The organism is Streptomyces graminofaciens, assembly GCF_030294945.1.
In the GTDB taxonomy this organism is placed as follows: Bacteria; Actinomycetota; Actinomycetes; order Streptomycetales; family Streptomycetaceae; genus Streptomyces; species Streptomyces graminofaciens.
The window spans coordinates 4566550-4590590 of the sequence record NZ_AP018448.1 but is presented as its reverse complement, the minus strand read 5'-3'; the positions used below and the strand labels follow the sequence as shown (position 1 = coordinate 4590590).

The following is a 24041-nucleotide window of genomic DNA, read 5'->3' as shown; positions in this document are numbered from 1 at the left end:
CATGATCAGGAGCGGAATGAGCGCTTCAGTGGCTGAATGTCCGGTATGCCGGGCTGGGCTGAGGGTCCGAATTGCCCGTTATGCCAGTAAGTGAGTGAGCAAACTCACACAGCGATCATGCCTTCTTCGCGCCTCGGCCCGGGAATCGGATGTTTAGCCTGACGCTTTACAGGGATGGCGAATCCGACAACCCGCGCCAGTGGGGCAGCCGCTTGAGGCCTGCCCGGGGCGCCCTCACCCGCGAGGTCGACGACAACAGTGAAGACGACGACGATGTTCCGCCCGATAGCCAACCCGCGGCGCACGACGCTGGCCCACCTCAGCGACGCCGAGGACCTGCGCACGCCGGAGCTGGAGCACTCGGTCGACCTCCCCTCCCAGACCGCCAACCCCCGTCGGACCGTCCTGATGACGGTCCCGGTCCAGGCCGGCGAGTAGTCACAGCACCCCCCAATACGCGCCAGAATCGCCGACTGCTCAAGGCGGTTTCCGCGAGTTCCTGTGGAGATACGGGAAAGAAGGGCGCCCGGCACCGCCGAGGCGCCCTTCGCCACGTCATGGCCGGGGCACGAGCGGCATCCGGCGAGCCGCACCCGGGTCGATGCGCGAGGCGCGCCCCCCTCCCCGCGCTAGCCTGGAGCGTCAGACTCCAGCCAGCCCGGTCACTCACTCATTTCACTCAGTTAAGGGGCGCAAGGATCCCGTGCGCATCGCCAGGTTCTCCATCGACGGGAACGTAGCCTTCGGCGCGGTCGAGGGCGACAAGCCGGACGAGCTCGTCCTCGACATCATCAAGGGCATCCCGTTCACGGACTTCGAGCTCTCCGGCACGAAGGTCCCGCTCAGCAAGGTCAGGCTGCTGCCGCCGGTGCTCCCCAACAAGGTCGTGGCCTTCGGCCGCAACTACGCCGAGCACGCGCGGGAGCTGGGCAACGAGGTCCCCGACAGCCCCTTCGCCTTCTTCAAGCCCGCCACGTCGGTGATCGGCCCCGGTGACGAGATCCAGTACCCGACCTTCTCGCAGGAGCTGCACCACGAGGCCGAGCTGGCCGTGGTCATCGGCCGGATGTGCCGCGAGGTCCCGCGTGAACGCGTCAAGGACGTGATCTTCGGCTACACCTGCGCCAACGACGTCACCGCGCGGGACGTCCAGAAGCGCGAGAAGCAGTGGGCCCGCGCCAAGGGCTTCGACACGTCCTGCCCGCTGGGCCCCTGGGTGGAGACGGAACTCGACCCCTCGGACCTCACCATCCAGCTCACGGTCAACGGCGGGCAGCGCCAGCTCGGCCGGACGAGCGAGATGATCCACTCCATCGAGGACCTGATCGTCAACATCACCGAGGCCATGACGCTGCTCCCCGGCGACGTGATCCTCACGGGCACCCCGGCAGGGGTCGGCCCCCTGGCTGTCGGCGACGAGGTCGCCGTCACCATCGAAGGCATCGGCACTCTCAACAACAAGGTTGTCAAGCGTGGCTAGCGCACCCGGCTCCCCCGTACGCGTCCGTTTCTGTCCGTCCCCGACCGGCAACCCCCATGTGGGCCTGGTCCGCACGGCACTGTTCAACTGGGCGTACGCCCGCCACACCGGCGGCACCTTCGTCTTCCGCATCGAGGACACCGACGCGGCCCGCGACTCCGAGGAGTCCTACGAGCAGCTCCTGGACTCCCTGCGCTGGCTCGGCTTCACCTGGGACGAGGGCCCCGAGATCGGCGGCCCGCACGCGCCGTACCGCCAGTCGCAGCGGATGGACACGTACAAGGAGATCGCCCGGAAGCTCCTGGACGCCGGCCACGCGTACCACTGCTACTGCTCGACGGAGGAGCTGGACACCCGCCGCGACGCCGCCCGCGCCGCCGGCCGGCCCTCCGGCTACGACGGCCACTGCCGCGACCTGACCGCCGAGCAGAAGGCCGCGTACGAGGCCGAGGGCCGCACGCCCATCGTCCGCTTCCGGATGCCCGACGAGACGATCACCTTCACGGACCTGGTCCGCGGCGAGCTGACCTTCACCCCGGAGAACGTCCCGGACTACGGCATCGTCCGCGCCAACGGCGCCCCGCTGTACACACTCGTCAACCCCGTCGACGACGCCCTGATGGAGATCACCCACGTCCTGCGCGGCGAGGACCTGCTCTCCTCCACCCCGCGCCAGATCGCCCTGTACAAGGCGCTGACCGAGCTGGGCGTCGCCAAGCAGACCCCCCAGTTCGGCCACCTGCCGTACGTCATGGGCGAGGGCAACAAGAAGCTCTCGAAGCGCGACCCCGAGTCGTCCCTCAACCTCTACCGCGAGCGCGGCTTCCTCCCGGAGGGCCTGCTCAACTACCTCTCCCTCCTCGGCTGGTCGCTCTCGGCGGACCAGGACATCTTCACGATCGAGGAGATGGTCGCCGCCTTCGACGTCGCCGACGTGAACCCCAACCCGGCCCGCTTCGACCTGAAGAAGGCCGAGGCGATCAACGCCGACCACATCCGTCTGCTGGATGTGAAGGAGTTCACCGAGCGCTGCGCCCCGTGGCTGAAGGCCCCCTTCGCCCCTTGGGCGCCGGAGGACTTCGACCAGGCGAAGTGGGAGGCCATCGCCCCGCACGCGCAGACCCGCCTCAAGGTCCTCTCCGAGATCACGGAGAACGTCGACTTCCTGTTCCTGCCGGAGCCGGCGGAGGACGAGGCGAGCTGGACGAAGGCCATGAAGGAGGGCTCCGACGCGCTCCTGCGCACGGCGAAGGAGAAGCTGGAGTCCGCCGACTGGACCTCCGCCGAGTCCCTGAAGGAGGCCGTCCTGGCCGCCGGCGAGGCCCACGGACTCAAGCTCGGCAAGGCCCAGGCCCCCGTACGCGTCGCCGTCACCGGCCGTACGGTCGGCCTGCCCCTCTTCGAGTCCCTGGAGATCCTGGGCAAGGAGAAGACGCTGGCGAGGATCGACGCGGCCCTGGCCAAGCTGGCCGCGTAAGGCCCGTACGTGAGGGGCGGCACCCGATGGTCCGGGTGCCGCCCCTTCGCCATCCTCCGGACAGGACGGCCTGCCTCGGGCTACCGTCGGATCATGGACATCAAGGCCGTGCTCTGGGACGTCGACGACACTCTTTTCGACTACACCGCGGCCGACCGGACCGGAATGCGTGATCATCTCGCCGCCGAGGGCCTGCTGCTCGGACACGGGTCCGTCGAGGAGGCCCTCTCGCGCTGGCGCGAACTCACGAGCCTGCACTGGCGGCGGTACGCGGCGGGCGAGGGCGACTGGGAGTCCACACGCCGCGACCGGGTTCGGGACTTCCACGGGCGGCCCCTGAGCGACGCGGAGGCCGACGCCTGGTTCCAGCGCTACGTCGCCCACTACGAACGGGCCTGGGCGCTCTTCCCCGACGTCCTGCCCGTCCTGGACGTGCTCGCCGCCACCCACCGGCACGCGGTGCTGTCCAACTCCAGCCTCCCCGTCCAGGAACGCAAGCTGCGCACCCTCGGCGTGTGGGACCGCTTCGAGACGGTGCTGTGCGCCGAGCAACTGGGCGTCCACAAGCCGGCCGCCGAGGCCTTCCACGCGGCCTGCGAGGCCCTCGCCCTGCCTCCGCACGAGGTCGCGTACGTGGGCGACCACCCGGAGATCGACGGGCGTGGGGCCGCGGACGCCGGTCTGCTGTCGGTCTGGATCGACCGCGACGGCCTGCACGCGACGGTCGAGCCGCCCGTCGGTCCGCACCGGATCGCGACCCTCGCCGAACTCCCCGCGATCCTCGGCTCGGATACCCGTTTTGGAGCGCCGTCCACCTTCGGGTAATGTTCTTTCTGCGCCGCCGGGGAGCGGGCCGAAAGGCCGGAACCGACGGAGCAAACTAGAACAAGATCCCCTCAAGGGCTTGCGTTCCAGTGGCCTATGGTGTAATTGGCAGCACGACTGATTCTGGTTCAGTTAGTCTTGGTTCGAGTCCAGGTAGGCCAGCTCGCAGAGCTCATCTGCAAAGCCCCCGTTGTGTAGCGGCCTAGCACGCTGCCCTCTCAAGGCAGTAGCGCCGGTTCGAATCCGGTCGGGGGTACAGATCCTTCCCGCGAAGACAGTTCGGGTCGCACCCGCTGACCTCGATGCAGGATCGCTAGGGCCCCCGTTGTGTAGCGGCCTAGCACGCCGCCCTCTCAAGGCGGTAGCGCCGGTTCGAATCCGGTCGGGGGTACTGACTGGTCTAAACCACATTGGTCTATGGTGTAATTGGCAGCACGACTGATTCTGGTTCAGTTAGTCTTGGTTCGAGTCCAGGTAGACCAGCTCGGAACTGCGGAAACGCAGTTTCACGCCCCCGTTGTGTAGCGGCCTAGCACGCCGCCCTCTCAAGGCGGTAGCGCCGGTTCGAATCCGGTCGGGGGTACGTGACGAAGAAGGCCCTCCACTTCGGTGGAGGGCCTTCTTCGTGCTCCCGGCCCACTCGAAGCCGTACCCCCGCGCCGACCCGGTGTATCAACTCGGCGTACGAAGCCATGAGTTCGGCGTCACAGGTGAAGTCGAGTCCGCCGTCGTCCCGTTGATCCGGCGGCCGGCGCCAACAGCCCTTCGCGCAGGCAGTACTTGATCGTTGCCGTGGGCACCCCGCCGCGCTCGCTCGGCTCCGCCGGCCGCGTCTCTTGCGTCTTTTACTGGGTAGTGCCACTCTCCAATAGTTGTCTTCGATAGCGCCGCTCGCCAACAAGGGGGAGTCATGTTCGGGAAGCCGGTCAACGCTGGTCGCACCACTGCGGCCGCCGAAGGTGATGTGGTGGTCCTGCTCATCGGCATGCGCATCAACCACTTCTGGGCCGTGCACCACTGGGGGCCGGTCATCGCGGCGATGCCGCGGATGATGCGGGAGCTGCGCAAGGACCGGAGCCGGGGGCTGCTGAACGCCGTGCTGCTCACGGCCTCGCCGCGGACGTACTACCTGGTCCAGTACTGGGAGTCCAAGGAGAAGCTGTACGAGTACGCGCACGCGCCCGACGCGTTCCACCGGGTGGCGTGGGCGGCGCTCAACCGCAAGGAGCGGAAGGGGAAGACCCGGCAGCATGTGGGGCTCTGGCATGAGACGTACGTGGTGCCAGAGGGGTCGTACGAGTCGATCTACGCCGATATGCCCGCGTTCGGCCTCGCGGCGGCTACCGGGGTGCTGCCGATCGAGGGGCGGGGGCGTACCGCGAAGGAGCGGTTCGCTCACCGGGGGTGAGCGCCCAGGCGTCGTGGCGGGGAGTTGGGTGGGGCGGCGCGGGTTGGCTGTGGTTGCTCGCGCCCACGAGGCGGAGCCGCATATCGAGACAGCCCAGCGCCCCTTCAGGGTGTGAAGAAAGGCCTGCCGCGGCGTTGAGGCAGGCCTTGTTCGTGGTCGGACGGGGCTTTGACGGGTCAGCCTGTGCGGCGGAGGGCCTCCGACAGGCGGGCTGCGGCGTCGATGACCGCCTGGGCGTGCATACGGCCGGGGTGGCGGGTCAGGCGCTCGATGGGGCCCGACACCGAGACCGCCGCCACCACGCGGTTGGACGGGCCGCGTACGGGGGCGGAGACCGAGGCGACGCCCGGCTCGCGCTCGCCGATCGACTGGGCCCAGCCCCGGCGGCGTACGCCCGAGAGCGCGGTCGCTGTGAAGCGGGCGCCCTGGAGGCCGCGGTGCAGGCGCTCCGGCTCCTCCCAGGCCATCAGGATCTGGGCCGACGAACCGGCCTTCATCGTGAGCGTGGAGCCGACCGGGACCGTGTCCCGGAGTCCGGACAGACGCTCGGCCGCGGCGACGCAGATGCGCATGTCGCCCTGGCGGCGATAGAGCTGAGCGCTCTCGCCCGTGATGTCGCGGAGGTGCGTGAGCACCGGGCCGGCGGTGGCGAGGAGGCGGTCCTCGCCGGCGGCCGCGGCCAGCTCGGCCAGCCGGGGGCCGAGAATGAATCGGCCCTGCATGTCGCGCGCCACCATCCGGTGGTGTTCCAATGCCACGGCCAGGCGGTGGGCCGTGGGTCGTGCGAGTCCGGTGGCCCCGACCAGACCCGCGAGGGTGGCCGGACCGGACTCCAGAGCGCTCAGGACCAGGGCCGCCTTGTCCAGAACGCCGACGCCGCTACTGTTGTCCATGCAACGATACTCGCGTCTCACTCTGTGAAACGCAAGTTCAATTTCGCGTGGACCTTGCCACTCTGGAAGCAGAACGACAGCGGCTCGCGGACCAACGAGCCCGGCGGCCGGCGCGCGATACGAGGGGTACGGGCGCTCGCCACCTCCGATATCTCTAGTTGGGCCGGTGCTCGGACAAGCCGGCCGGAGGGAAAGCGATGGGTAGGACACTCGCGGAGAAGGTCTGGGACGACCACGTCGTCCGGCGCGCCGAGGGCGAGCCCGACCTCCTCTTCATCGATCTGCACCTGCTGCACGAGGTGACCAGCCCCCAGGCCTTCGACGGCCTCCGCAAGAGCGGGCGGAAGGTTCGCCGGCTCGACCTGACCATCGCGACCGAGGACCACAACACCCCCACCCTCGACATCGACAAGCCCATCGCGGACCCGGTCTCCCGTGTTCAGCTGGAGACACTGCGCGCGAACGCCGCCGAGTTCGGTGTGCGTCTGCATCCGCTGGGCGACGTCGAGCAGGGTGTCGTGCACGTCGTCGGCCCGCAGTTGGGTCTGACCCAGCCCGGCATGACGGTCGTCTGCGGTGACTCCCACACCTCCACGCACGGAGCCTTCGGCGGTCTGGCGTTCGGCATCGGCACCTCCCAGGTGGAGCATGTGCTGGCCACGCAGACCCTGCCGCTGGTCCGCCCCAAGACCATGGCGATCACGGTCGAGGGCGAGTTGCCCGAGGGCGTCACGGCCAAGGACCTGATCCTGGCGATCATCGCCAAGATCGGTACGGGCGGCGGCCAGGGCTATGTCCTGGAGTACCGCGGCTCCGCCATCGAGAAGCTCTCGATGGAGGCCCGGATGACCATCTGCAACATGTCGATCGAGGCCGGCGCCCGCGCGGGCATGATCGCCCCCGACGAGACGACCTTCGAGTACCTCAAGGGCCGTCCGCACGCCCCCGAGGGCGAGGACTGGGACGCGGCCGTCGCGTACTGGAAGACGCTGAAGACCGACGAGGACGCCGAGTTCGACGCCGAGGTGATCATCGACGGTGCCGCTCTGTCGCCGTTCGTCACCTGGGGCACCAACCCCGGTCAGGGCGCGCCGCTTTCGGCGTCGGTCCCCGACCCGGCTTCGTACGAGGACGCTTCGGAGCGCCTCGCCGCCGAAAAGGCCCTGGAGTACATGGGGTTGGAGGCCGGCCAGCCGCTGAAGTCCATCAACGTGGACACCGTCTTCGTAGGTTCGTGCACCAACGGCCGCATCGAGGACCTGCGCGCCGCCGCCGAGCTGATCAAGGGCCGCAAAGTCGCCGACGGCGTACGGATGCTGGTCGTCCCCGGCTCCGCGCGGGTCGGTCTGCAGGCCGTCTCCGAGGGCCTGGACGTCGTCTTCAAGGAGGCCGGCGCCGAGTGGCGGCACGCGGGCTGCTCGATGTGTCTGGGCATGAACCCGGACCAGCTGGCCCCGGGTGAGCGTTCCGCGTCCACCTCCAACCGCAACTTCGAGGGCCGGCAGGGCAAGGGCGGTCGTACGCACCTGGTCTCGCCGCAGGTCGCCGCCGCGACCGCCGTGCTGGGCCACCTGGCCTCGCCCGCCGACCTGTCCGACGCCCCTGTGTCCGCTGGAGTCTGAGAGTCATGGAAGCATTCACCACGCACACCGGCCGGGCCGTTCCGCTGCGCCGCGGCAACGTCGACACCGACCAGATCATCCCCGCCCACTGGCTCAAGAAGGTGACCAGGGACGGCTTCGAGGACGGGCTGTTCGAGGCCTGGCGCAAGGACGAGACCTTCGTCCTCAACCTGCCCGAGCGCAAGGGCGCCACTGTCCTGGTCGCCGGCCCCGACTTCGGCACCGGCTCCTCCCGTGAGCACGCCGTGTGGGCGCTGCAGAACTACGGCTTCAAGGCGGTCATCTCCTCCCGCTTCGCCGACATCTTCCGCGGTAACTCGCTCAAGAACGGCCTGCTCACGGTCGTGCTGGAGCAGCAGATCGTGGACGCGCTGTGGGAGCTCACCGAGAAGGACCCCGAGGCCGAGGTGACGGTCGACCTCGAGGCCCGCGAGGTGCGTGCCGAGGGCATCACCGCCTCCTTCGAGCTGGACGAGAACTCCCGCTGGCGGTTGCTGAACGGGCTGGACGACATCTCCATCACGCTCCAGAACGAGGCCGACATCTCCGCGTACGAGGCCAAGCGGCCCTCGTACAAGCCGCGGACGCTGAAGGTCTGAATCCGCCGTCGCGCGGGTCCGCCCCAGGACCCGGCAGCGGTTGATTCCAGCCACCGCGACACCCCTCTGTACCCCCAATCGTGCACGGTTGGGGGTACAGCCATGTGTGGGGTCGGACACCTTCGAAGTCGCGTGCAGAAAGGTTTCAACTCCCCTAGTTACAAAGGCGATTGCCTGGGTACGCGCACCATGGTGCCGACCTGGGGCGGGGTGCCCGACTGGCCCCCGGGAGGCCGCAGTTGCCCCCTGCGCAGGCGACAACTCGCCCCAGATGGCACAATCTGTGCATGGAACACGACGGCCAACTCGAGCTCTATGCGGCGGTCGCGGGCCAACTCAAGGAAGCGCACGCAAGAGTGCGCGCACTGCAAGTCCCGGAGGGCGTACGCATGGCGCTGACCCGGAAGCTGCTGGTCATTACGGCCGTGGCCAAGCACGATCTCGCCGACGCGGCAAGGCGTCTGGAGAGCTTCACGACGGACCTCGACGAGGGACGAATCCCCGCAGAGGAACGCTGAAGGAACTCCGAGACCGCCGAGTTCGTTGCGGCACAAGGGTGATAAGCCCGTTTCGTGTTTGATTTGCGGTATATATCTGCCTAACGTGCGAAAAAGCTTGAACACTTTCGTTCTGGCGAGGTCTCCGAAGGGGAAGACGTGAACAAGGCGCAGCTCGTAGAAGCGATTGCGGACAAGGTCGGTGGGCGTCAGCAGGCCGCCGACGCTGTCGACGCCGTTCTGGACGCCATCGTCCGCGCGGTCGTCGCCGGAGACCGGGTGTCGGTCACGGGGTTCGGTTCGTTCGAGAAGGTCGACCGTCCGGCCCGCTACGCCCGCAACCCGCAGACGGGTGAGCGGGTTCGGGTCAAGAAGACCTCCGTGCCGCGTTTCCGCGCGGGCCAGGGCTTCAAGGACCTGGTGAGCGGCTCGAAGAAGCTTCCGCGTGGTGGCGAGGTCTCGGTCAAGAAGGCGCCCAAGGGCAGCCTGACCGGCGGTGCCTCGGCCACGGTCAAGAAGGCCGCCGCGAAGAAGACCACGGCGAAGAAGGCGACCACCGCCCGCAAGGCGGCGCCGGCCAAGAGGACTACGGCCGCGGCGAAGAAGACGACCGCGACCGCGAAGAAGACCACGGCGAAGAAGGCGACGAGCAAGACCGCCGCCGCGAAGAAGACCACGGCCGCGGCCGCGAAGAAGACGGCCACGGCGAAGAAGGCGACCGCGACGAGCGCGCCGGCCAAGAAGGCCACGGCGAAGAAGGCGCCGGCCAAGAAGTCGACTGCTCGCAAGACCACCGCGAAGAAGTCTGCCGCCCGCTAGTCGGTGGGGCGTATCGGGTACTCACGCGTCGGGCCGGGCTCCTGTTCTGGAGCCCGGCCCGCGGCGTTCTTGAGCGCCTGATCGCCTTTGCCTCGGAGGACTGGCCGTGTGCGACTGCGGGTGCTTCGTGGCTGGTCGCGCAGTTCCCCGCGCCCCTGAAGGGGTGCGTCAGAGCGTCTGCAGGGTGATCAAGGTGATTCGGAGGGCTTCGCCCTCACCCTCCGTCTCGATGCGGACCCGCTGGCCCGGGCGCAGCAGGCGCAGGCCGCCCGCGTCGAAGGCCGGGGTGTCGAAGGGGACCGGGGTGCCGTCGTCCAGGAGTACCTGGCCGGAGCGGGTCTCGGGGTCGTACGTGTACGCGGTCGCCTGCATGGGCGCAGCCTACTGGCCCGGGGTCAGCAGGCGCGCGGCCGCGGCGGCCGTACGAGGGCCGACGCCCAGGGCCAGGGCCGCCCGCAGATCGTCGCCGGTGTCCACGTCCTGGCGTACGGAGTCCACCTTGTCCGGGGTCAGTTCCGTCGCGCCCGAGCGGCGGTGGCGCAGCCGGGAGTCGGGGCCGAAGGCGGGGCGCAGGGCCCGGCCGGGGGCCGCGGTGAGAAGTGTGGTGCCGATTTCGGCGGCGTCCGGAAGGAATGCGCGAGGGAATTCGGCGGCGGCGTCCAGGACGCGGGCCAATTCCTCGGGGCGCAATGCCGGCAGATCGGCGTTCAGGGCCGCCATGGGGCTTTGCGGGTGCGCGGCGCGAACGAGCGCCGCCCCGTGCCGCAGGGCCGCGTTCAGGCCGTCCGCGGGGTCGGCCTGCGGGTCGTCCGGGGCGATCCGGGCGCCCAGCGCCGCCAGCTCGCGCCCGGCCAGCGGGTCGTCCGTGACGACGACCACACCGCGGACCGCCCCGCAGGCCAGCGCCGCCGCCACGGTGTCCTGCGCGAACGCGAGGGCAAGCCCCGGGCGCACCCCGTCGCCGACGGTGTCCGCGAGCCTGCTCTTGGCCCGCGCCAAAGGCTTCAGGGGTACGACCAGGGTCCACTGCACAGGCGTTCCGTTTCTCTCTCGTCGCGGTCATTGTCACCTGGCCGCAATGGCGACGCGCAGACCGGGGCGTACGGTGTTCTCGACAGACAGACGGCCCGGGGCGACACTTGTGCGGCTCCCCGGCGAGCAGCCCCTTGGTTCCTGGAGGAAGGTGTCCGCGTGCCCCGCCGCAGAATCGGCTTCTGGTACCGCTTCGCAGCGGTGATCGCCAAACCGCCGCTGGTGGTTCTGATCAACCGGGACTGGCACGGAATGGAGAACATTCCGGCCGACGGCGGATTTATCACCGTGGTGAACCATAATTCGCACGTTGATCCCTTCGCCTACGCGCACTTTCAGTACAACACCGGCCGCGTTCCGCGATTCCTCGCGAAGAGCGGTCTTTTCAAGAAGGGATTCATCGGCGCCTTCATGCGAGGCACCGGGCAAATCCCCGTCTACCGCGAGACCACGGACGCGCTGAGCGCCTTCCGGGCCGCCATCGAGGCCGTGGAGCGCGGCGAGTGCGTGGCGTTCTACCCCGAGGGCACGATCACCCGGGATCCCGACCAGTGGCCGATGACCGGCAAGACCGGCGCCGCGCGCGTGGCCCTGCAGACCAAGTGCCCGGTGATCCCGGTCGCGCAGTGGGGCGCCAACGAACTGCTGCCGCCGTACGCCAAGAAACTCAACGTCCTGCCGCGCAAGACCTCGCGTGTCCTCGCGGGCCCGCCCGTGGACCTCTCGCGCTTCTACGACGAGGAGATGACCCCGGAGCTTCTGAAGGAGGCGACCGAGGTCCTCATGGCCGCCATCACCCTCCAGCTGGAGGAGATCCGCGGCGAGAAGGCGCCCGAGACGCCGTACGACCCCAAGCGGGAGCGCATCGAGCAGCGGCGCCGGACCTCCGCGGCGGTCGAGCACCGGCGGCCCGAGCAGCACAATGGAGCCCTGCGGGAACAAGAACGTCAGGAAGAGGGGCAGGGCAAGTGAGCAAGCCGGTCAAGGCGGCCGTCTTCGGCACCGGTTCATGGGGCACGGCCTTCGGCATGGTGCTCGCCGACGCGGGGTGTGATGTCGTGCTGTGGGGGCGGCGTCCGGAGCTCGCGGACGCGGTCAACTCCACCCGGACCAACCCGGACTACCTGCCGGGTGTGGAACTCCCGGAGAACCTGCGGGCCACCTCGGACCCCGCCGAGGCGGCTGCCGGGGCCGACTTCACGGTTCTTGCCGTCCCGTCCCAGACCCTGCGCGCCAACCTCGCCGAATGGGTGCCCCTGCTGGCGCCCGACACCGTCCTCGTCTCGCTCATGAAAGGCGTCGAACTCGGTTCCGCCATGCGGATGAGCGAGGTCGTCGAGGACGTCGCGAAGGTCGGCCAGGACCGTATCGCCGTGGTCACCGGGCCCAACCTGGCGCGCGAGATCGCCTCCCGGATGCCGGCCGCGTCCGTGGTCGCGTGTACCGACGAGGCGGTCGCCCAGCGGCTCCAGGCCGCCTGCCACACGCCGTACTTCCGGCCGTACACGAACACCGACGTGGTCGGCTGCGAGCTGGGCGGCGCGGTGAAGAACGTCATCGGTCTCGCCGTCGGCATCGCGGACGGCATGGGTCTCGGGGACAACGCCAAGGGGTCGCTCATCACCCGCGGTCTCGCCGAGACGACCCGGCTGGGCCTGGCGATGGGCGCCGACCCGCTCACCTTCTCCGGACTCGCGGGCCTCGGCGACCTGGTGGCGACCTGCTCCTCGCCGCTCTCCCGGAACCACACCTTCGGCACCAACCTCGGCAGGGGCATGACCCTGCAGGAGACCATCGCGGTCACCAAGCAGACCGCCGAGGGTGTCAAGTCCTGTGAATCCGTACTGGACTTGGCCCGTCGGCACGGCGTCGACATGCCCATCACCGAGACGGTCGTCGGTATCGTCCACGAGGGCAAGCCGACCGTCGTCGCTCTCAAGGAGCTGATGTCGCGCAGTGCCAAGCCTGAGCGACGTTGAGCGAAAGCGACCGTATGGGCGCTGACTGGCGCACTACCAACGGGTACTCTCAACGCGATATGAGCAGCGAGAACCTCCCCCAGAGCCCTGAGCAGCCGTCCCGCAAGCCGCGCGTGGCCGTCGTCTTCGGCGGCCGCAGCTCGGAACACGGGATCTCCGTGGTCACGGCCGGCGCCGTACTGCGCGCCATCGACCGGACGAAGTACGACGTCCTGCCGATCGGCATCACGCGCGACGGCCGTTGGGCGCTCACCGCCGACGAACCGGAACGCATGGCGATCACCGAGCGCCGTACGCCCGAGGTCGAGGAACTCGCCGAGTCGCGGGAGGGCGGCGTCGTCCTCCCGGTCGACCCCGCCAACCGCGAAGTCGTCTACAGCGAGCCCGGTTCGGTACCCAAGGCGCTCGGCGAGGTCGACGTCGTCTTCCCCGTCCTGCACGGCCCGTACGGCGAGGACGGCACCCTCCAGGGCATGCTGGAGCTCTCCGGCGTCCCCTACGTGGGCTCCGGCGTACTCGCCTCGGCCGTCGGCCAGGACAAGGAGTACATGAAGCGGGTGTTCACCTCCTTCGGGCTCAAGGTCGGCCCGTATGCGGTGATCCGGCCGCGCGAGTGGCAGCTGGACGAGTCGGCCGCCCGCAAGAAGATCATCGACTTCGCCGGTGAGCACGGCTGGCCGCTGTTCGTGAAGCCCGCGCGCGCGGGGTCGTCGATCGGCATCACCAAGGTCGAGGACCTCACCGACCTCGACGAGGCGATCGCCGAGGCCCAGCGGCACGACCCGAAGATCCTCGTCGAGGCGGCGCTGCGCGGCCGCGAGATCGAGTGCGGCGTCCTGGAGTTCGAGGACGGCCCGCGCGCGTCCGTCCCCGCCGAGATCCCGCCGCCGAGCGCTCACGCGTACTACGACTTCGAGGCCAAGTACATCGACTCGACGCCGGGGATCGTGCCCGCGCCGCTGACGCCGGAGGAGACCGCTGAGGTCCAGCGGCTCGCGGTGGACGCGTTCGAGGCGGCGTCGTGCGAGGGGCTGGTGCGGGCGGACTTCTTCCTCACGGAGGGGGGCGACTTCGTCATCAACGAGATCAACACGATGCCGGGGTTCACGCCGATCTCGATGTACCCGGCGATGTGGAAGGCGAGCGGGATCGAGTACGCCGAGTTGGTGGACCTCTTGGTGCAGGCCGCTCTGCGGCGTTCGACGGGGCTGCGGTAGGCCGTTGGCCGGCTGCGGGTCCGTCGTGGTCGCTCGCGCCCACGCGGCGGAGCCGCACGATGCCACAGCCCCGCGCCCCTCAAGGGGCGCGCCTCAGCTCGCCACGCCCTCAGGGATCGCCTTCTTGATCGCCGGCGTGAGAGCGACGAGCACCGGCGATGTGTCCTCGCCCGCCCGCTCCTTCGAAACCGTCACCTCCACGTACGCCGAGCGATTCGCGGTGGTGAAGCGGTAGGAGCCGTCCTCCCGCTTCTCCATCAGCCAGTCGATGCCGTCCACCGTGCCGGCCACCGCGTCCGGATCGCGCCCGACCGGCACATCAGGGTCGATCATCTTGGGCGGCTGGGGCACCCCGCAGCGCAGTATGATCGCCGGGTCGCCCCAGCCTGCCGTCAGCGCGGAGGCCGGCTCAGGGTCCCGGCGGCTCTGACCGTCCACCTTGCGCGGCAGCGCCTCGTCCAGGTTCCGGCACAGCTTCGTGACCTCCGCGTCCGGGCTGGGAACCGCCGCCGAACCACCGTCGTCTGCTGAGGAGCAGCCCGCGGAGGCGATCAACAGTACGAGGGCGGGCAGACCGAGAAGCCGGTGACGCGAGAAGTTCACCGGCCAAGGGTAGACGGGGGCTACAGGTGCACGACCGGGCAGGTCAGAGTTCGGGTGATCCCTTCCACTTGCTGGACCTTCGCGACCACCATGCGACCGAGCTCGTCGACGGTGTCGGCCTGCGCGCGCACGATGACGTCGTACGGACCTGTCACGTCCTCTGCCTGGAGGACCCCAGGGATCTTGCTGATCTGCTCGGCGACGGTCGACGCCTTGCCGACCTCCGTCTGGATCAGGATGTACGCCTGTACCACGGAACCTCCAGGGCGGCCACGAGGATCATGTGGGGAAAAGGAACGCCACGGTATCGCGTCGTCACGCGCCACGGGGAGACCCGCGGGGGCCGAGCCGCCGACACCGGGGTGCGCGGACGACGGAAGTTGACGGTCGACTCGACCGTACCGAGCACGAGGACGCCTCGCGACCGGGCGCGGGCGACACTGGAAGCGGCACAAGAAGGGGCGATACGACGATGAAGGGCACCGTGGGAGAGCTGGGGGAGTTCGGGCTCATCAGGGAGCTCACCTCCCGGCTCACCACCACCCCGGCGGTCCGGATCGGCCCCGGCGACGACGCGGCCGTGGTGGCCGCCCCGGACCGCAGGGTCGTGGCGAGCACCGACCTGCTCCTGGAGGGGCGGCACTTCCGCCGCGACTGGTCCACGGCGTACGACGTCGGGCGCAAGGCGGCGGCGCAGAACCTCGCCGACATCGCCGCCATGGGTGCCGTACCGACCGCGCTGCTCCTCGGCCTGGTCGCCCCCGCCGAACTCCCGGTGACGTGGGCCACCGAGCTGATGGACGGCCTGCGCGACGAGTGCCAGGTCGCGGGCGCGGCCGTGGTGGGCGGCGACGTCGTACGCGGCGACACGATCATGATCTCGATCACCGCGCTCGGTGATCTGCGCAACCACGAGCCCGTGACCAGGGGCGGAGCCCAGCCCGGCGACGTCGTGGCCGTCACCGGCTGGCTCGGCTGGTCCGCCGCCGGGCACGCGGTGCTCTCCCGGGGCTTCCGCTCGCCGCGCGCCTTCGTGGAGGCCCACCGGCGCCCCGAGCCGCCGTACCACGCGGGTCCGGCCGCCGCCGAGCTGGGCGCGACCGCGATGTGCGACGTGAGTGACGGGCTGATCGCGGATCTGGGGCACATCGCGGAGGCGAGCAAGTGCCGGATCGACATCCGCTCGGGCGCGATCGACGTCCCGTCCCAGATGTACGACATCGGGCAGGCCGTCGGGGTCGACCCCATCCAGTGGGTGCTCACCGGCGGCGAGGACCACGCGATCGTGGCGACGTTCCCGCCGGATGTGAAGCTGCCCGCCAGGTGGAAGGTGATCGGCGAGGTCCTGAACCCGTCGGCGCTGCCCCAGGTGACCGTGGACGGGGCGCCCTGGACCAGCAAGGGCGGCTGGGACCACTTCGGGGACATCGAGTCATGAGCCCGGCGCCACCGAGAGTGCTCACCGTGGCCGGCTCCGACTCCGGCGGTGGCGCGGGCATCCAGGCCGATGTGAAGACGATGCTCGCGCTCGGCGTGCACGGCATGAGCGTGATCACGGCGGTCACCGCGCAGAACTCCCTCGGGGTGCAGGGCGCTTGGGAGCTGCCCGTGGAGGCCGTACGGGCCCAGTACCGCAGTGTCGTCGACGACATCGGCGTCCAGGCGGTCAAGACCGGCATGCTGGCCTCGGCCGAACTGGTCGAGGCGGTCGCCGCATTGCTCGACGGCACGGACGCGCCGGTCGTCGTCGACCCGGTCGGCGTCTCCAAGCACGGCGACCCGCTGCTCGCCGCGTCCGCCCTGGACTCCGTACGCGCGAAGCTGCTGCCGGTCGCGACCGTCGCGACCCCGAACCTCGACGAGGTGGCCCAACTCACGGGCGTACGGGTCGAGAACGAGTCGGGGATGCGCGAGGCCGCCCGGGCCGTGCTGGCGTACGGCCCCCGGTGGGCGCTGATCAAGGGCGGGCATCTGTCCGGTGACGCCGTGGACCTGCTGACCGACGGCTCCGAGGAGCACTGGCTGCGGGCGCCCAGGTACGACAACCGGCACACGCACGGCACGGGCTGCACCCTCGCCTCCGCGATCGCCTCACGGCTGGCGCACGGCGACTGCGTGCCGGAGGCCGTGACGGCGGCCAAGGAGTACGTCACCGGGGCGATAGCGGCCGGGTTCGCGCTCGGTGGGGGGATCGGGCCGGTGGATCACGGGTGGCGGTTCCGGTAGCACGTGGGTACGGCAAAAAGCCGGCCCACCTGTCGGTGGACCGGCTCTGTGCAGCGAACCAGCAGTGGCCGCGCGCTAGCTGAGCGTCAGCGCGAGACCTTGCCGGCCTTGATGCACGAGGTGCAAGCGTTCACGCGCTTCGGCGTCCCGCCGACCACGGTACGGACGCGCTGGATGTTCGGGTTCCAGCGGCGGGACGTACGGCGGTGCGAGTGCGAGATGTTGTTGCCGAAGCCCGGCCCCTTGCCGCAGACGTCGCAGTTGGCAGCCACGGGTCACTCCAAAGACTTCAGATGCACTTACGGTTGATCCCGGCATGCCGGGATCAGGATCTGAGATCTGAGTGGCGCTGCCGGGGGGAAGGCCCGAACCTGAATCATCGATTCGGATCGGGCAACCGGAGCAGCATACAACGACTGCGTCCGTGGAACGAAACTACCATGGCTGGTCCGGGTGCTGCTCCCGGCCCTCTTACCGGCGGTCACCACCCCGGGTCTACGCTGCGTGCGGCGTTCCACGTACGACACGGTCACACGCACAGCAGCTCAGGGAGGCGCAGGTGCCGCAGGTGCCGCAGACATTCTTCGATGCTCTCGCGGTGCGCACCTGGTGCGGCCTCGCGCTGGCGGCGCTGGGGCGCGCGCGTGAGGAGATCGACGCGATCAACGTGTATCCGGTGGCCGACGGGGACACCGGCACGAACCTGTATCTGACGGTGGAGTCGGCGGCGGCGGCCGTCGAGGCGGTGTTCGCGGGGCACGAGACCGGGGCCGACCTGGGTACGCCCACACTCGGCGAGGCCGCGCGGGCCATGGCACACGGGGCGCTGATAGGCGCCCGGGGGAACTCGGGGACGATCCTCGCGCAGCTGTTGCGGGGCATGGCCCAGGTGCTGGCCGACGACCATGCCGCAGCCCACACCGACGGCCCGGGCCTGTGCCTGGCCCTGCGCCGGGCGGCCGACTCGGCCCGCGACGCCGTCGCGCACCCGGTGGAGGGCACGGTCCTCACGGTCGCCTCGGCGGCGGCCGACGCCGCCGACGCGGCCGAGGGCGACTGCGGGACGATCGCCCGGGCCGCCTACGAGGGCGCCCGTGCGGCGCTCGCGGAGACCCCCGGGCAACTCGTCGCCCTGGCACGCGCGGGCGTCGTGGACGCGGGCGGCCGGGGGCTGGTGGCGGTGCTGGCGGCGCTGGTGGAGACGTTCACCGGGGAGGCGCCCCGGGGGCTGACGGCGAGCGAGACTCAGGTGCACGCGCGCGTGGCCGCCGCAGCAGGTGCGGAGGTGGGCGAGGAGAGCTCCGCCGGGGCCTGTGCGGCCGGTGGGCCCGCCTTCGAGGTGATCTACCTCCTGGAGGCCGACGACACGGCCGTGGCCCGGCTGCGGACCCGGCTCGACTCCCTCGGCGACTCGCTCGTCGTGGTCGGCGGCGACGGGCTCTGGAACGTCCATGTGCACGTCGACGACGCCGGGGCCGCCGTGGAGGCCGGGGTCGAGGCCGGACGGCCGTACCGGATCCGGATCACGCACTTCGGGGCCGAGGACGCGCACATGGCCGGTGGCGCCGGGCGTCCGCCGCGTGAGCGGGTGCAGCGCGCGGTGGTGGCGGTCGTGCCGGGGGAGGGCCTGGCCGGGCTGTACACCGAGGCCGGCGCGACGACAGTCCTGGCGCGTCCCGGGGAGCCGCCCGCCAGCGGGGAGCTGGTCGATGCCGTACGGCGGGCCCACGCGCGCGAGGTGGTGCTGCTGCCGAACGACGCGGACCTGCGCCACACGGCGGCGGCCGCGGCCGAGCAGGCGCGGACGGAGGGGGTGCGGGTGGCGTTGATCCCGACGCGCTCGGCGGTCCAGGGGATCGCCGCGCTCGCCGTCCACGAACCGGACCGCCGCTTCGACGAGGACGTCGTCTCCATGACCTCGGCGGCCGGCGCCACCCGCTACGCCGAGGTCGTCATCGCCGAGCGCCAGTCCTGGACCATGGCGGGCATCTGCCAGGCCGGAGACGTCCTCGGCCTCATCGACGGCGATGTCGCGGTCATCGGCTCCGATGTGACGGCGGCGGCCGAGACGGTCGTCGACCGGATGCTGTCCGCGGGCGGTGAGATGGTCACGCTGGTCCTGGGGGACGAGGCGCCGGCCGGTGTCGCGGACCACCTGGAGGCACGGGTACGGGAGTCCTACCTGGCGGTGGACACGGTGGTGTACCGGGGCGGGCGGCAGGGGGCGTTGCTGCTGATCGGGGTGGAGTAGGGACGCCCTTGAGGGGTGCGGGGATCTGCGCGACAACCCCCCGGGCCAGAGCCGACGACCGGCCGGGGGTCTGGGGACGCAGCCCCCAGGGCGGACGGGTAGGGGCGGCGGGGGCGGAGAGAAACTCAAACGCCCCAGCCCCTTCACTCCACCGCCCCCACCACCTCCCGCATCCTCTCCGCCTCGGCCCGCCGCGCCGTCGCCACCTCGTCGTCCCGGTCGCCGTACGCGGCCAACACCCCCAGCGCCCGCCCCGACGCCTCCTCAGGACGCCGTAGATCGGCCTCCAGCCACCCGGCGGCAAGCTCCGCCGCCGTACGCTCGTCGAGCGCATCGACCCCCAGCGAGCCGTACACCGCGACCGCCCGCTCCACGAGCGCCAGCGCCTCCTCGAACACCGGCCGGAACGCGGCGAGTTCCGCTTCCTCGGCGACGGACCGGGCGAGAAGATCCCCGAACTGCCGGTACGTCTCGCCGAGCTCGGCGGCGATCCGCCGCCGGTTGTCCTCACCCGTCACGTCCGACAGCGCCGCCTCACAGCCCAGCACCGCGTCGCCCATCAACTCCCGCGCCGAGGACAGCCCTTCGCCGCCCTCCCCGCGCGCCGCGTACCACGCCCGCGCCCGCAACGCCCGCACGTACCCGTGGACATTGCCGAGCGCGCCCCACAGCTCGGCCGCGCGCTCGTACGCCCGGTCGGCGTCGGCGGGCAGCCCCGCGCGGGCGAGGGCCTCGGCGGCGAGATGCGCGAGCATGGCGTGGTCGCGCTGCTCGGGCCAGTGCCGGGCGATCTCGGCGGCCTTCAGCCACCGCTCGGCCGCCTCCCGGTGCTCGCCCAGCTCGGTGTGGCAGTCGCCGAGCCACCACTGGGTCTGCGCGATCGCCCCCTCGCCGTGCGTCTCGGCGGTGAGATCCGGCAGCGCCGACTCCAGGACCTCCGCCGCCTCCGCCCACCGCCCCAGCCGCAGCAGGAACCCGCCGAGCTGATGCCGGGCCCAGGCGCCCAGCGTCGGCCCCTCGCCCGCCCCGTCGGCCCAGTGCGCCGCCTCCAGGGCGTGCTCGGCGGCCGGCTCGAACCGCTCGGTGGCGCCGAGGATCTCGGCCAGCTGGACGTGCAGCTGGGCGTGGCCCAGCGGCTCCAGGTCCGCCCCGCCGTGCTCCAGCGCGGCGAGCGCCGCCCGCTCGGCGGTCTCCAGGTCCCCGAGCTGCTGCGCCGCCCCGGCGAGCCGAGCCTCGTACTGCACCGCGAACCACGGCAGCCCGGCCGCCACATACCGCTCCGCGGCCTCGGCGAAGAGCGCCATGGCGGTCTGCGCGTCCCCCGCGTGCGCGGCCAGCTCCCCGAGCATCGCCCGCGCCTCCGCCGCCCGCGAGGCCAGCCGCACGTCCTCGGCGCGGTGCGGCTCGGCGAACTCCGCCAGCTCGCGCACGGCGGCCTCGGCGGCGGCCACGGCGCCCGCGTCCTCCTCCGTCTCGTGCATCCGCTGCATCAGGATCCGGGCCCGGCCCACCAGGACGGACGCTGTCTGCCGCACTCCCGTCCCGCCGTCCGCGAAGAGCGCCAGGATCTTGTCGTACGGCTCCGAGACGAGGGCCAGGGCCTCTTCCGTGTGGCCCGTCAGGGCGTGGACGTTCGCGTTGCGCGCGCGTGCCGCCAGGGCCTCGCCCGGGTCGCCCGCCTGCTCATACAGCTCGGCGGCGCGGTCGAACAGGGCGCGGCCCTCGGGGCCGAGACCGATCGCCTCGTGGTCGACGATCTCCGCGCGGTCCCGGACGTCCAGCTCGGCGCCCTCGGCCTCGGCGGCCCGTGACACGGCGGCCCACGCCCCCACGGAGTCGGGGTGGAGGGACGCGGAGAGCCGTCGCGCCTCGGCGAGGAGGCTCGCCAGGTCCTCCCGTGCCGCCGCCACCCGCTCCACCACGGCGGGCGGCCTCGGCGCCGGCGCCGCCCGCTTCGCGCGCACCCCCAGCGGCAGCCGGTCCAGCAGTGGGGCCTGGTCCATCCGCTCACGCGCGCGCGTGCTGACGTACGACGTGCCGTTGCGGGCGTCGAACAGCGCGGCCAGGGAAAGCGCCTCCTCGCGCGCGTGGGAGGCCAGTTCGCGCGCCGTCCACGTACGACCCGCCGGACCCGGGACGGTCTGATCGCCGAAGCCTCGGTCGGCCAGGCGGTCCATGAGGAGGGCCACCACGGTCAGGAAGTCCAGCTTGCTGCGCGGATCCCCGGAGTCCGTGAAGTACGCAGGACGCTCGGCCAGCAGTTCGAGACCACGCGCCTCGTTACCGGTCAGGGCACAGAACTCGACGTGGTCCGCGTACGCGTCCCGCATGCTCTCCATGGCCCTCACGAGCCGGAAACCGCGCAGATGGTGGGCGCGCGCCTCGTCCGGGCGGCCCAGGCGCAGCAGCGGCACCAGGGAGGACGCCAGGACGGTGTGCGGCTCGTGGGCGCAGGCGTACTCGCCGTCCAGGACCGGCGCCCACAGCTCCAGCGCCTCCGGGTCCGCGCCGAGCCGTGACTGCCACCAGCCCTGGCTGTGCAGCTCGCACGCGTGGCAGTCGGCCATGGTGTCCCGATCGGCGGCCAGCCAGGCCGCGTAGGCCCGCTCGGCCCGCGCCAGGTCCCCGATGTGCGCGGCCACACTGAACTCGGCGCTGCGCACGGCCCGTTCGGTGTGTCCGGCGAGCCGGTAGCGGTGCTCCATCTCGCCGAGCCACTTCTCGATGGAGGCGAGCGGCACATGCGGCTGGTTGAGCATGCCTGCCGACATCCACTTGAAGACCCAGTGCAGGGAGTGGATCTCGTACTCGTCGAAGTCCTCCGGACGCTCGTCCCACATGCGCAGCAGGCGCGCGAAGGGGACGAACATCTTGTCCTTCTCGGAGCTGTAGTTGTAGACCTTCAGCTGGTGTCCGAGCGCCTCGATCACGGCGAGCGGGATGTTCAGCTTCTCGGCCTCGGCGAGCAGCTGCTCCGCGCGCGCGTTGCGCGCGGGGCCCTCCGGCTGCTCGTAGTTCTCGGCCAGGGCATGGCGGAGCCCGTCGAAGTCGGTGATGTCGTTGATTCCGCTCATCGGCGGCCGCCCTCCCCGGACTCGGTGTGCGTGGCCCACTCCAGCAGACCGAGGAACGCGCGGTTCAGCAGCGCGGAGTCCGCGGGCCTCAGCGGGCGCTGCGCCATCAGCAGGGCCTGCCCGTACAGGGACTCGGTGGCGGTGCCGATCAGCTCCGGATCGCCCAGGGAACCGATCCGCCGGATCAACGGGTTGAGGTGGTTGAGCACCAGCCGCGCGCGCGGGGCGCTGCCCCGGAGCGAGCCCAGGATGCCCGCCCACAGGTCGTCGGCCCGCTCCTCGGCCTCCGCGCGGGCCTGCTCGTGGCGCGAGGACCGGTCGTCCAGGTGCAGCGCCGGCACCGAGACCGGATGGAAGGCCCGGAGCACGACATCGCACCCCAGGGAGTCCAGCTTGGCCCGCGCGGCCGACAGGAAGCCCGCCAGCGCCAGCTCCTCGTCCGGGTCGAGCGTGTCCAGGTGCGCGGTCACCGTGTCTGCGTCCAGCTCGGCGACCGCCGTACCCGGCCGCACCGACGGCAGCGCCTCGACCAGCTCGCTGTCGTACGTGTAGCCGCCGTTGACGACGCCGATGCCCTGCGCCGAGGCGATCGGCGCGACCTGGCGGTACTCCTCCACCGTGCGCGTGAAGTGCACCACCGGGTGCCGCTGCGCGAACTCCTCCAGGGACAGCCGCCCGTCGGTCGTCTCGAAGGGCAGCCACGGCAGCATCGTGCGCAGCATCTCCTTGTCGTGCCGCGCCAGGGACTTCACACCCAGGTGGTGCACCGACAGGAAGGCCGCCAGCCGCTCGGGATCACCGGCGGCGAGCCCGGTCAGCCAGGAGCGGATGCGTTCCCCCAGGGCCTCCCGTACGGCCGCCAGGGTCTCGTCCTCGTACAGCGACTCGCGCGACGCCGTGGGCCGCAGACTGTCCGTGTCCAGGACACAGCGCACGAAGAACGCCCAGTCCGGCAGCAGCTGTTCGGCCCGCTCGGTGAGCAGCATGCCCTTGAGATGCACCCGGTGACTCGCCCGCTGGGCGGGGCTCACGGCCGACGGCAGCACGTACGCCACGCCCCGGACCCCGGCGAGCGGCACGTTCAGCTCGATCGCGTCCAGCGGGGTGAACCCGAACAGCTCGTGGCAGTGCCGCGCGAGGGCCACCCTCCGGGTGGCGGGGGAGGGGTGGGCACGGTCCCAGGGCGCCGGCAGATCCGTGACCGCCTCGTCGCCCACCCGGACGTCGTACGGCAGCAGCGAACCGAAGTCCCGGGCCAGCGTCAGCACGCGCGCGTGGGAGAGCCATTCGGCGGCGCCGGGCCGCGCCACCAGGTGCACGGTCGTGCCCGGCTCGGGGCGCGCCTCGTCGGGCAGCGTGCGCACGGTGTACGACCCGTCGTCGGTCGCCGTCCACTCCACGGGCGGCGCGCCCGGCGTACGGGCGCTGCGGCTGACCACCCGGATCCGCTCGGCGACCACGAAACAGGCCAGCAACCCGATGCCGAACTGCCCCAGGAAGTCCGAACGGGCCTCCTGGAGCCCCTCGGCCCGCTTGGAACTGCGGCCGATCGTGGCCAACAGGTCGTGCACGTCGGACTCGGTGAGCCCGACCCCGGAGTCCTCCACCCGCAGGGCACCGCCCTCTGCGAACAGACGTACGCGGGCGGGCGCGTCGGGCTGCTCGGCGCGGCGCGCGGTGATCGCGTCCACGGCGTTCTGCAGCAGCTCGCGCAGATAGACCTTCGGACTGGAATAGAGGTGGTGCGAGAGCAGATCCACCAGGCCACGCAGATCGACCTGGAACGTATGGGGTGACTGTGGTGATTGTGGTGACCGAGGTGCCTGGGACGACTGTGAGGTCATTGAGTCCATCGTCGCAGCGCCGGGGCGGGGGTCTGAAGGCGACGGCGCGGGGTCGGGCGGTCCCGCGAGACGGTGACCGCGGACGGGAGGCGTGAGTGCGCCATCCTAGGCGCGAACGACCCACCTGACCAGCGGATTTCAAGGACGTATACGGCATTGTCGGTGACGTGCGACGCCATTGTCAGTGCGGTGGTG

Annotated in this window: 23 protein-coding genes, 5 tRNA genes and 1 pseudogene; 20 read left to right on the top strand and 9 right to left on the bottom strand. The window is 70.9% G+C overall.

All coding sequences use genetic code 11. The annotated features are described in order from the left end of the window. Nucleotides 1-258 precede the first annotated feature (258 nt). The 9 genes from SGFS_RS19435 (at nucleotide 259) to SGFS_RS19395 (ending at nucleotide 4365) form a co-directional block, all read left to right on the top strand. Entirely contained in the window at nucleotides 259-438 is a 180-nt protein-coding gene (locus SGFS_RS19435; protein ID WP_286251960.1) for a hypothetical protein, read from the top strand. Between the two features lie 265 nt (nucleotides 439-703). Continuing rightward, a complete protein-coding gene (locus tag SGFS_RS19430) occupies nucleotides 704-1480 on the top strand; it encodes a fumarylacetoacetate hydrolase family protein (protein ID WP_286251958.1) in 777 nt (258 codons plus the stop codon). Beyond that, nucleotides 1473-2957 carry a glutamate--tRNA ligase gene (gene gltX / locus SGFS_RS19425; protein WP_286251957.1) on the top strand — a complete coding sequence of 495 codons (1485 nt, stop codon included), beginning with the start codon at nucleotides 1473-1475 and terminating at the stop codon, nucleotides 2955-2957. Before SGFS_RS19430 ends, gltX begins: the two co-directional genes overlap by 8 nt. A gap of 93 nt (nucleotides 2958-3050) precedes the next feature. Continuing rightward, nucleotides 3051-3782 carry an HAD family hydrolase gene (locus tag SGFS_RS19420; RefSeq protein ID WP_286251956.1) on the top strand — a complete coding sequence of 244 codons (732 nt, stop codon included), beginning with the start codon at nucleotides 3051-3053 and terminating at the stop codon, nucleotides 3780-3782. Between the two features lie 90 nt (nucleotides 3783-3872). Continuing rightward, nucleotides 3873-3944 (top strand) — tRNA-Gln (locus tag SGFS_RS19415). Nucleotides 3945-3965: 21 nt separating this feature from the next. Beyond that, nucleotides 3966-4038 (top strand) — tRNA-Glu (locus SGFS_RS19410). 62 nt (nucleotides 4039-4100) lie between these two features. Next, a tRNA-Glu gene (locus tag SGFS_RS19405) sits at nucleotides 4101-4173 on the top strand. Between the two features lie 20 nt (nucleotides 4174-4193). After that, nucleotides 4194-4265: transfer RNA gene (locus SGFS_RS19400), tRNA-Gln, on the top strand. Between the two features lie 27 nt (nucleotides 4266-4292). Next, a tRNA-Glu gene (locus SGFS_RS19395) sits at nucleotides 4293-4365 on the top strand. 137 nt (nucleotides 4366-4502) lie between these two features. Here the strand turns inward: SGFS_RS19395 and SGFS_RS51835 are convergent. Then, nucleotides 4503-4582 (bottom strand): annotated as a pseudogene (locus tag SGFS_RS51835) (MerR family transcriptional regulator); the annotation flags it as partial. A gap of 110 nt (nucleotides 4583-4692) precedes the next feature. Between SGFS_RS51835 and SGFS_RS19385 the strand changes: the two are divergent. Further along, nucleotides 4693-5190 (top strand): DUF4188 domain-containing protein, encoded by a 498-nt coding sequence (locus SGFS_RS19385; RefSeq protein WP_286251955.1) that lies wholly within the window; start codon nucleotides 4693-4695, stop codon nucleotides 5188-5190. A 176-nt stretch (nucleotides 5191-5366) separates the two neighbouring features. Here the strand turns inward: SGFS_RS19385 and ndgR are convergent, their stop codons facing one another. Then, nucleotides 5367-6083: an IclR family transcriptional regulator NdgR gene (gene ndgR / locus SGFS_RS19380; RefSeq protein ID WP_089098541.1), complete on the bottom strand. Its 717-nt coding sequence runs from the start codon at nucleotides 6081-6083 to the stop codon at nucleotides 5367-5369. A gap of 197 nt (nucleotides 6084-6280) precedes the next feature. Here ndgR and leuC point away from each other — a divergent pair, with 197 nt between their 5' ends. The 4 genes from leuC to SGFS_RS19360 all read left to right on the top strand — a co-directional run bounded on the left by leuC (nucleotide 6281) and on the right by SGFS_RS19360 (nucleotide 9620). Beyond that, nucleotides 6281-7705, top strand: coding sequence for a 3-isopropylmalate dehydratase large subunit (gene leuC, locus SGFS_RS19375; protein WP_286251953.1), 1425 nt, complete (start codon nucleotides 6281-6283; stop codon nucleotides 7703-7705). A 5-nt stretch (nucleotides 7706-7710) separates the two neighbouring features. Continuing rightward, nucleotides 7711-8304, top strand: a complete 594-nt coding sequence (leuD, locus tag SGFS_RS19370) for a 3-isopropylmalate dehydratase small subunit (protein WP_286251952.1) — start codon at nucleotides 7711-7713, stop codon at nucleotides 8302-8304. A 287-nt stretch (nucleotides 8305-8591) separates the two neighbouring features. Next, on the top strand, nucleotides 8592-8822 hold the full coding sequence (locus tag SGFS_RS19365; RefSeq protein ID WP_286251951.1) for an SCO5555 family protein: 231 nt from the start codon (nucleotides 8592-8594) through the stop codon (nucleotides 8820-8822). 138 nt (nucleotides 8823-8960) lie between these two features. Further along, a complete protein-coding gene (locus SGFS_RS19360; RefSeq protein ID WP_286251949.1) occupies nucleotides 8961-9620 on the top strand; it encodes an HU family DNA-binding protein in 660 nt (219 codons plus the stop codon). A gap of 168 nt (nucleotides 9621-9788) precedes the next feature. Here SGFS_RS19360 and SGFS_RS19355 read toward each other — a convergent pair whose 3' ends face one another. Both SGFS_RS19355 and cofC read right to left on the bottom strand, forming a co-directional pair. Then, the gene (locus tag SGFS_RS19355) at nucleotides 9789-9992 is read right to left on the bottom strand and encodes a hypothetical protein (RefSeq protein ID WP_286251948.1); all 204 of its coding nucleotides are present in this window, start codon (nucleotides 9990-9992) and stop codon (nucleotides 9789-9791) included. 9 nt (nucleotides 9993-10001) lie between these two features. Then, on the bottom strand, nucleotides 10002-10652 hold the full coding sequence (cofC, locus tag SGFS_RS19350; RefSeq protein ID WP_286251947.1) for a 2-phospho-L-lactate guanylyltransferase: 651 nt from the start codon (nucleotides 10650-10652) through the stop codon (nucleotides 10002-10004). A 159-nt stretch (nucleotides 10653-10811) separates the two neighbouring features. Here cofC and SGFS_RS19345 point away from each other — a divergent pair, with 159 nt between their 5' ends. The 3 genes from SGFS_RS19345 to SGFS_RS19335 are packed head-to-tail and all read left to right on the top strand — an operon-like array spanning nucleotide 10812 to nucleotide 13848. Then, a complete protein-coding gene (locus tag SGFS_RS19345) occupies nucleotides 10812-11624 on the top strand; it encodes a lysophospholipid acyltransferase family protein (RefSeq protein ID WP_286251946.1) in 813 nt (270 codons plus the stop codon). Beyond that, nucleotides 11621-12631 carry an NAD(P)H-dependent glycerol-3-phosphate dehydrogenase gene (locus tag SGFS_RS19340; RefSeq protein WP_286251945.1) on the top strand — a complete coding sequence of 337 codons (1011 nt, stop codon included), beginning with the start codon at nucleotides 11621-11623 and terminating at the stop codon, nucleotides 12629-12631. The genes SGFS_RS19345 and SGFS_RS19340 overlap by 4 nt, the downstream gene beginning before the upstream one ends. Nucleotides 12632-12690: 59 nt before the next feature. Next, nucleotides 12691-13848 carry a D-alanine--D-alanine ligase family protein gene (locus tag SGFS_RS19335; protein WP_286251944.1) on the top strand — a complete coding sequence of 386 codons (1158 nt, stop codon included), beginning with the start codon at nucleotides 12691-12693 and terminating at the stop codon, nucleotides 13846-13848. A gap of 93 nt (nucleotides 13849-13941) precedes the next feature. On the opposite strand, the gene SGFS_RS19330 is transcribed toward SGFS_RS19335, so the two are convergent. Beyond that, nucleotides 13942-14451, bottom strand: coding sequence for a DUF3515 domain-containing protein (locus SGFS_RS19330; protein WP_286251943.1), 510 nt, complete (start codon nucleotides 14449-14451; stop codon nucleotides 13942-13944). 20 nt (nucleotides 14452-14471) lie between these two features. Then, nucleotides 14472-14705 carry an Lrp/AsnC family transcriptional regulator gene (locus tag SGFS_RS19325; RefSeq protein WP_286251942.1) on the bottom strand — a complete coding sequence of 78 codons (234 nt, stop codon included), beginning with the start codon at nucleotides 14703-14705 and terminating at the stop codon, nucleotides 14472-14474. A 218-nt stretch (nucleotides 14706-14923) separates the two neighbouring features. Here SGFS_RS19325 and SGFS_RS19320 point away from each other — a divergent pair, with 218 nt between their 5' ends. Together SGFS_RS19320 and thiD are read left to right on the top strand one after the other, a co-directional pair. Continuing rightward, nucleotides 14924-15889 (top strand): thiamine-phosphate kinase, encoded by a 966-nt coding sequence (locus tag SGFS_RS19320; RefSeq protein WP_286251941.1) that lies wholly within the window; start codon nucleotides 14924-14926, stop codon nucleotides 15887-15889. After that, entirely contained in the window at nucleotides 15886-16677 is a 792-nt protein-coding gene (thiD, locus tag SGFS_RS19315; RefSeq protein ID WP_286251939.1) for a bifunctional hydroxymethylpyrimidine kinase/phosphomethylpyrimidine kinase, read from the top strand. Before SGFS_RS19320 ends, thiD begins: the two co-directional genes overlap by 4 nt. An 86-nt stretch (nucleotides 16678-16763) precedes the next feature. Here thiD and rpmB read toward each other — a convergent pair whose 3' ends face one another. Further along, entirely contained in the window at nucleotides 16764-16949 is a 186-nt protein-coding gene (rpmB, locus tag SGFS_RS19310) for a 50S ribosomal protein L28 (protein ID WP_003993230.1), read from the bottom strand. Nucleotides 16950-17236: 287 nt separating this feature from the next. Here rpmB and SGFS_RS19305 point away from each other — a divergent pair, with 287 nt between their 5' ends. After that, the gene (locus tag SGFS_RS19305; protein WP_286251930.1) at nucleotides 17237-18928 is read left to right on the top strand and encodes a DAK2 domain-containing protein; all 1692 of its coding nucleotides are present in this window, start codon (nucleotides 17237-17239) and stop codon (nucleotides 18926-18928) included. 143 nt (nucleotides 18929-19071) lie between these two features. On the opposite strand, the gene SGFS_RS19300 is transcribed toward SGFS_RS19305, so the two are convergent. Both SGFS_RS19300 and SGFS_RS19295 read right to left on the bottom strand, forming a co-directional pair. Then, entirely contained in the window at nucleotides 19072-22002 is a 2931-nt protein-coding gene (locus tag SGFS_RS19300) for a tetratricopeptide repeat protein (RefSeq protein WP_286251929.1), read from the bottom strand. Next, the gene (locus SGFS_RS19295) at nucleotides 21999-23855 is read right to left on the bottom strand and encodes an HSP90 family protein (RefSeq protein WP_286251927.1); all 1857 of its coding nucleotides are present in this window, start codon (nucleotides 23853-23855) and stop codon (nucleotides 21999-22001) included. Before SGFS_RS19295 ends, SGFS_RS19300 begins: the two co-directional genes overlap by 4 nt. Between the last annotated feature and the right edge of the window lie 186 nt (nucleotides 23856-24041).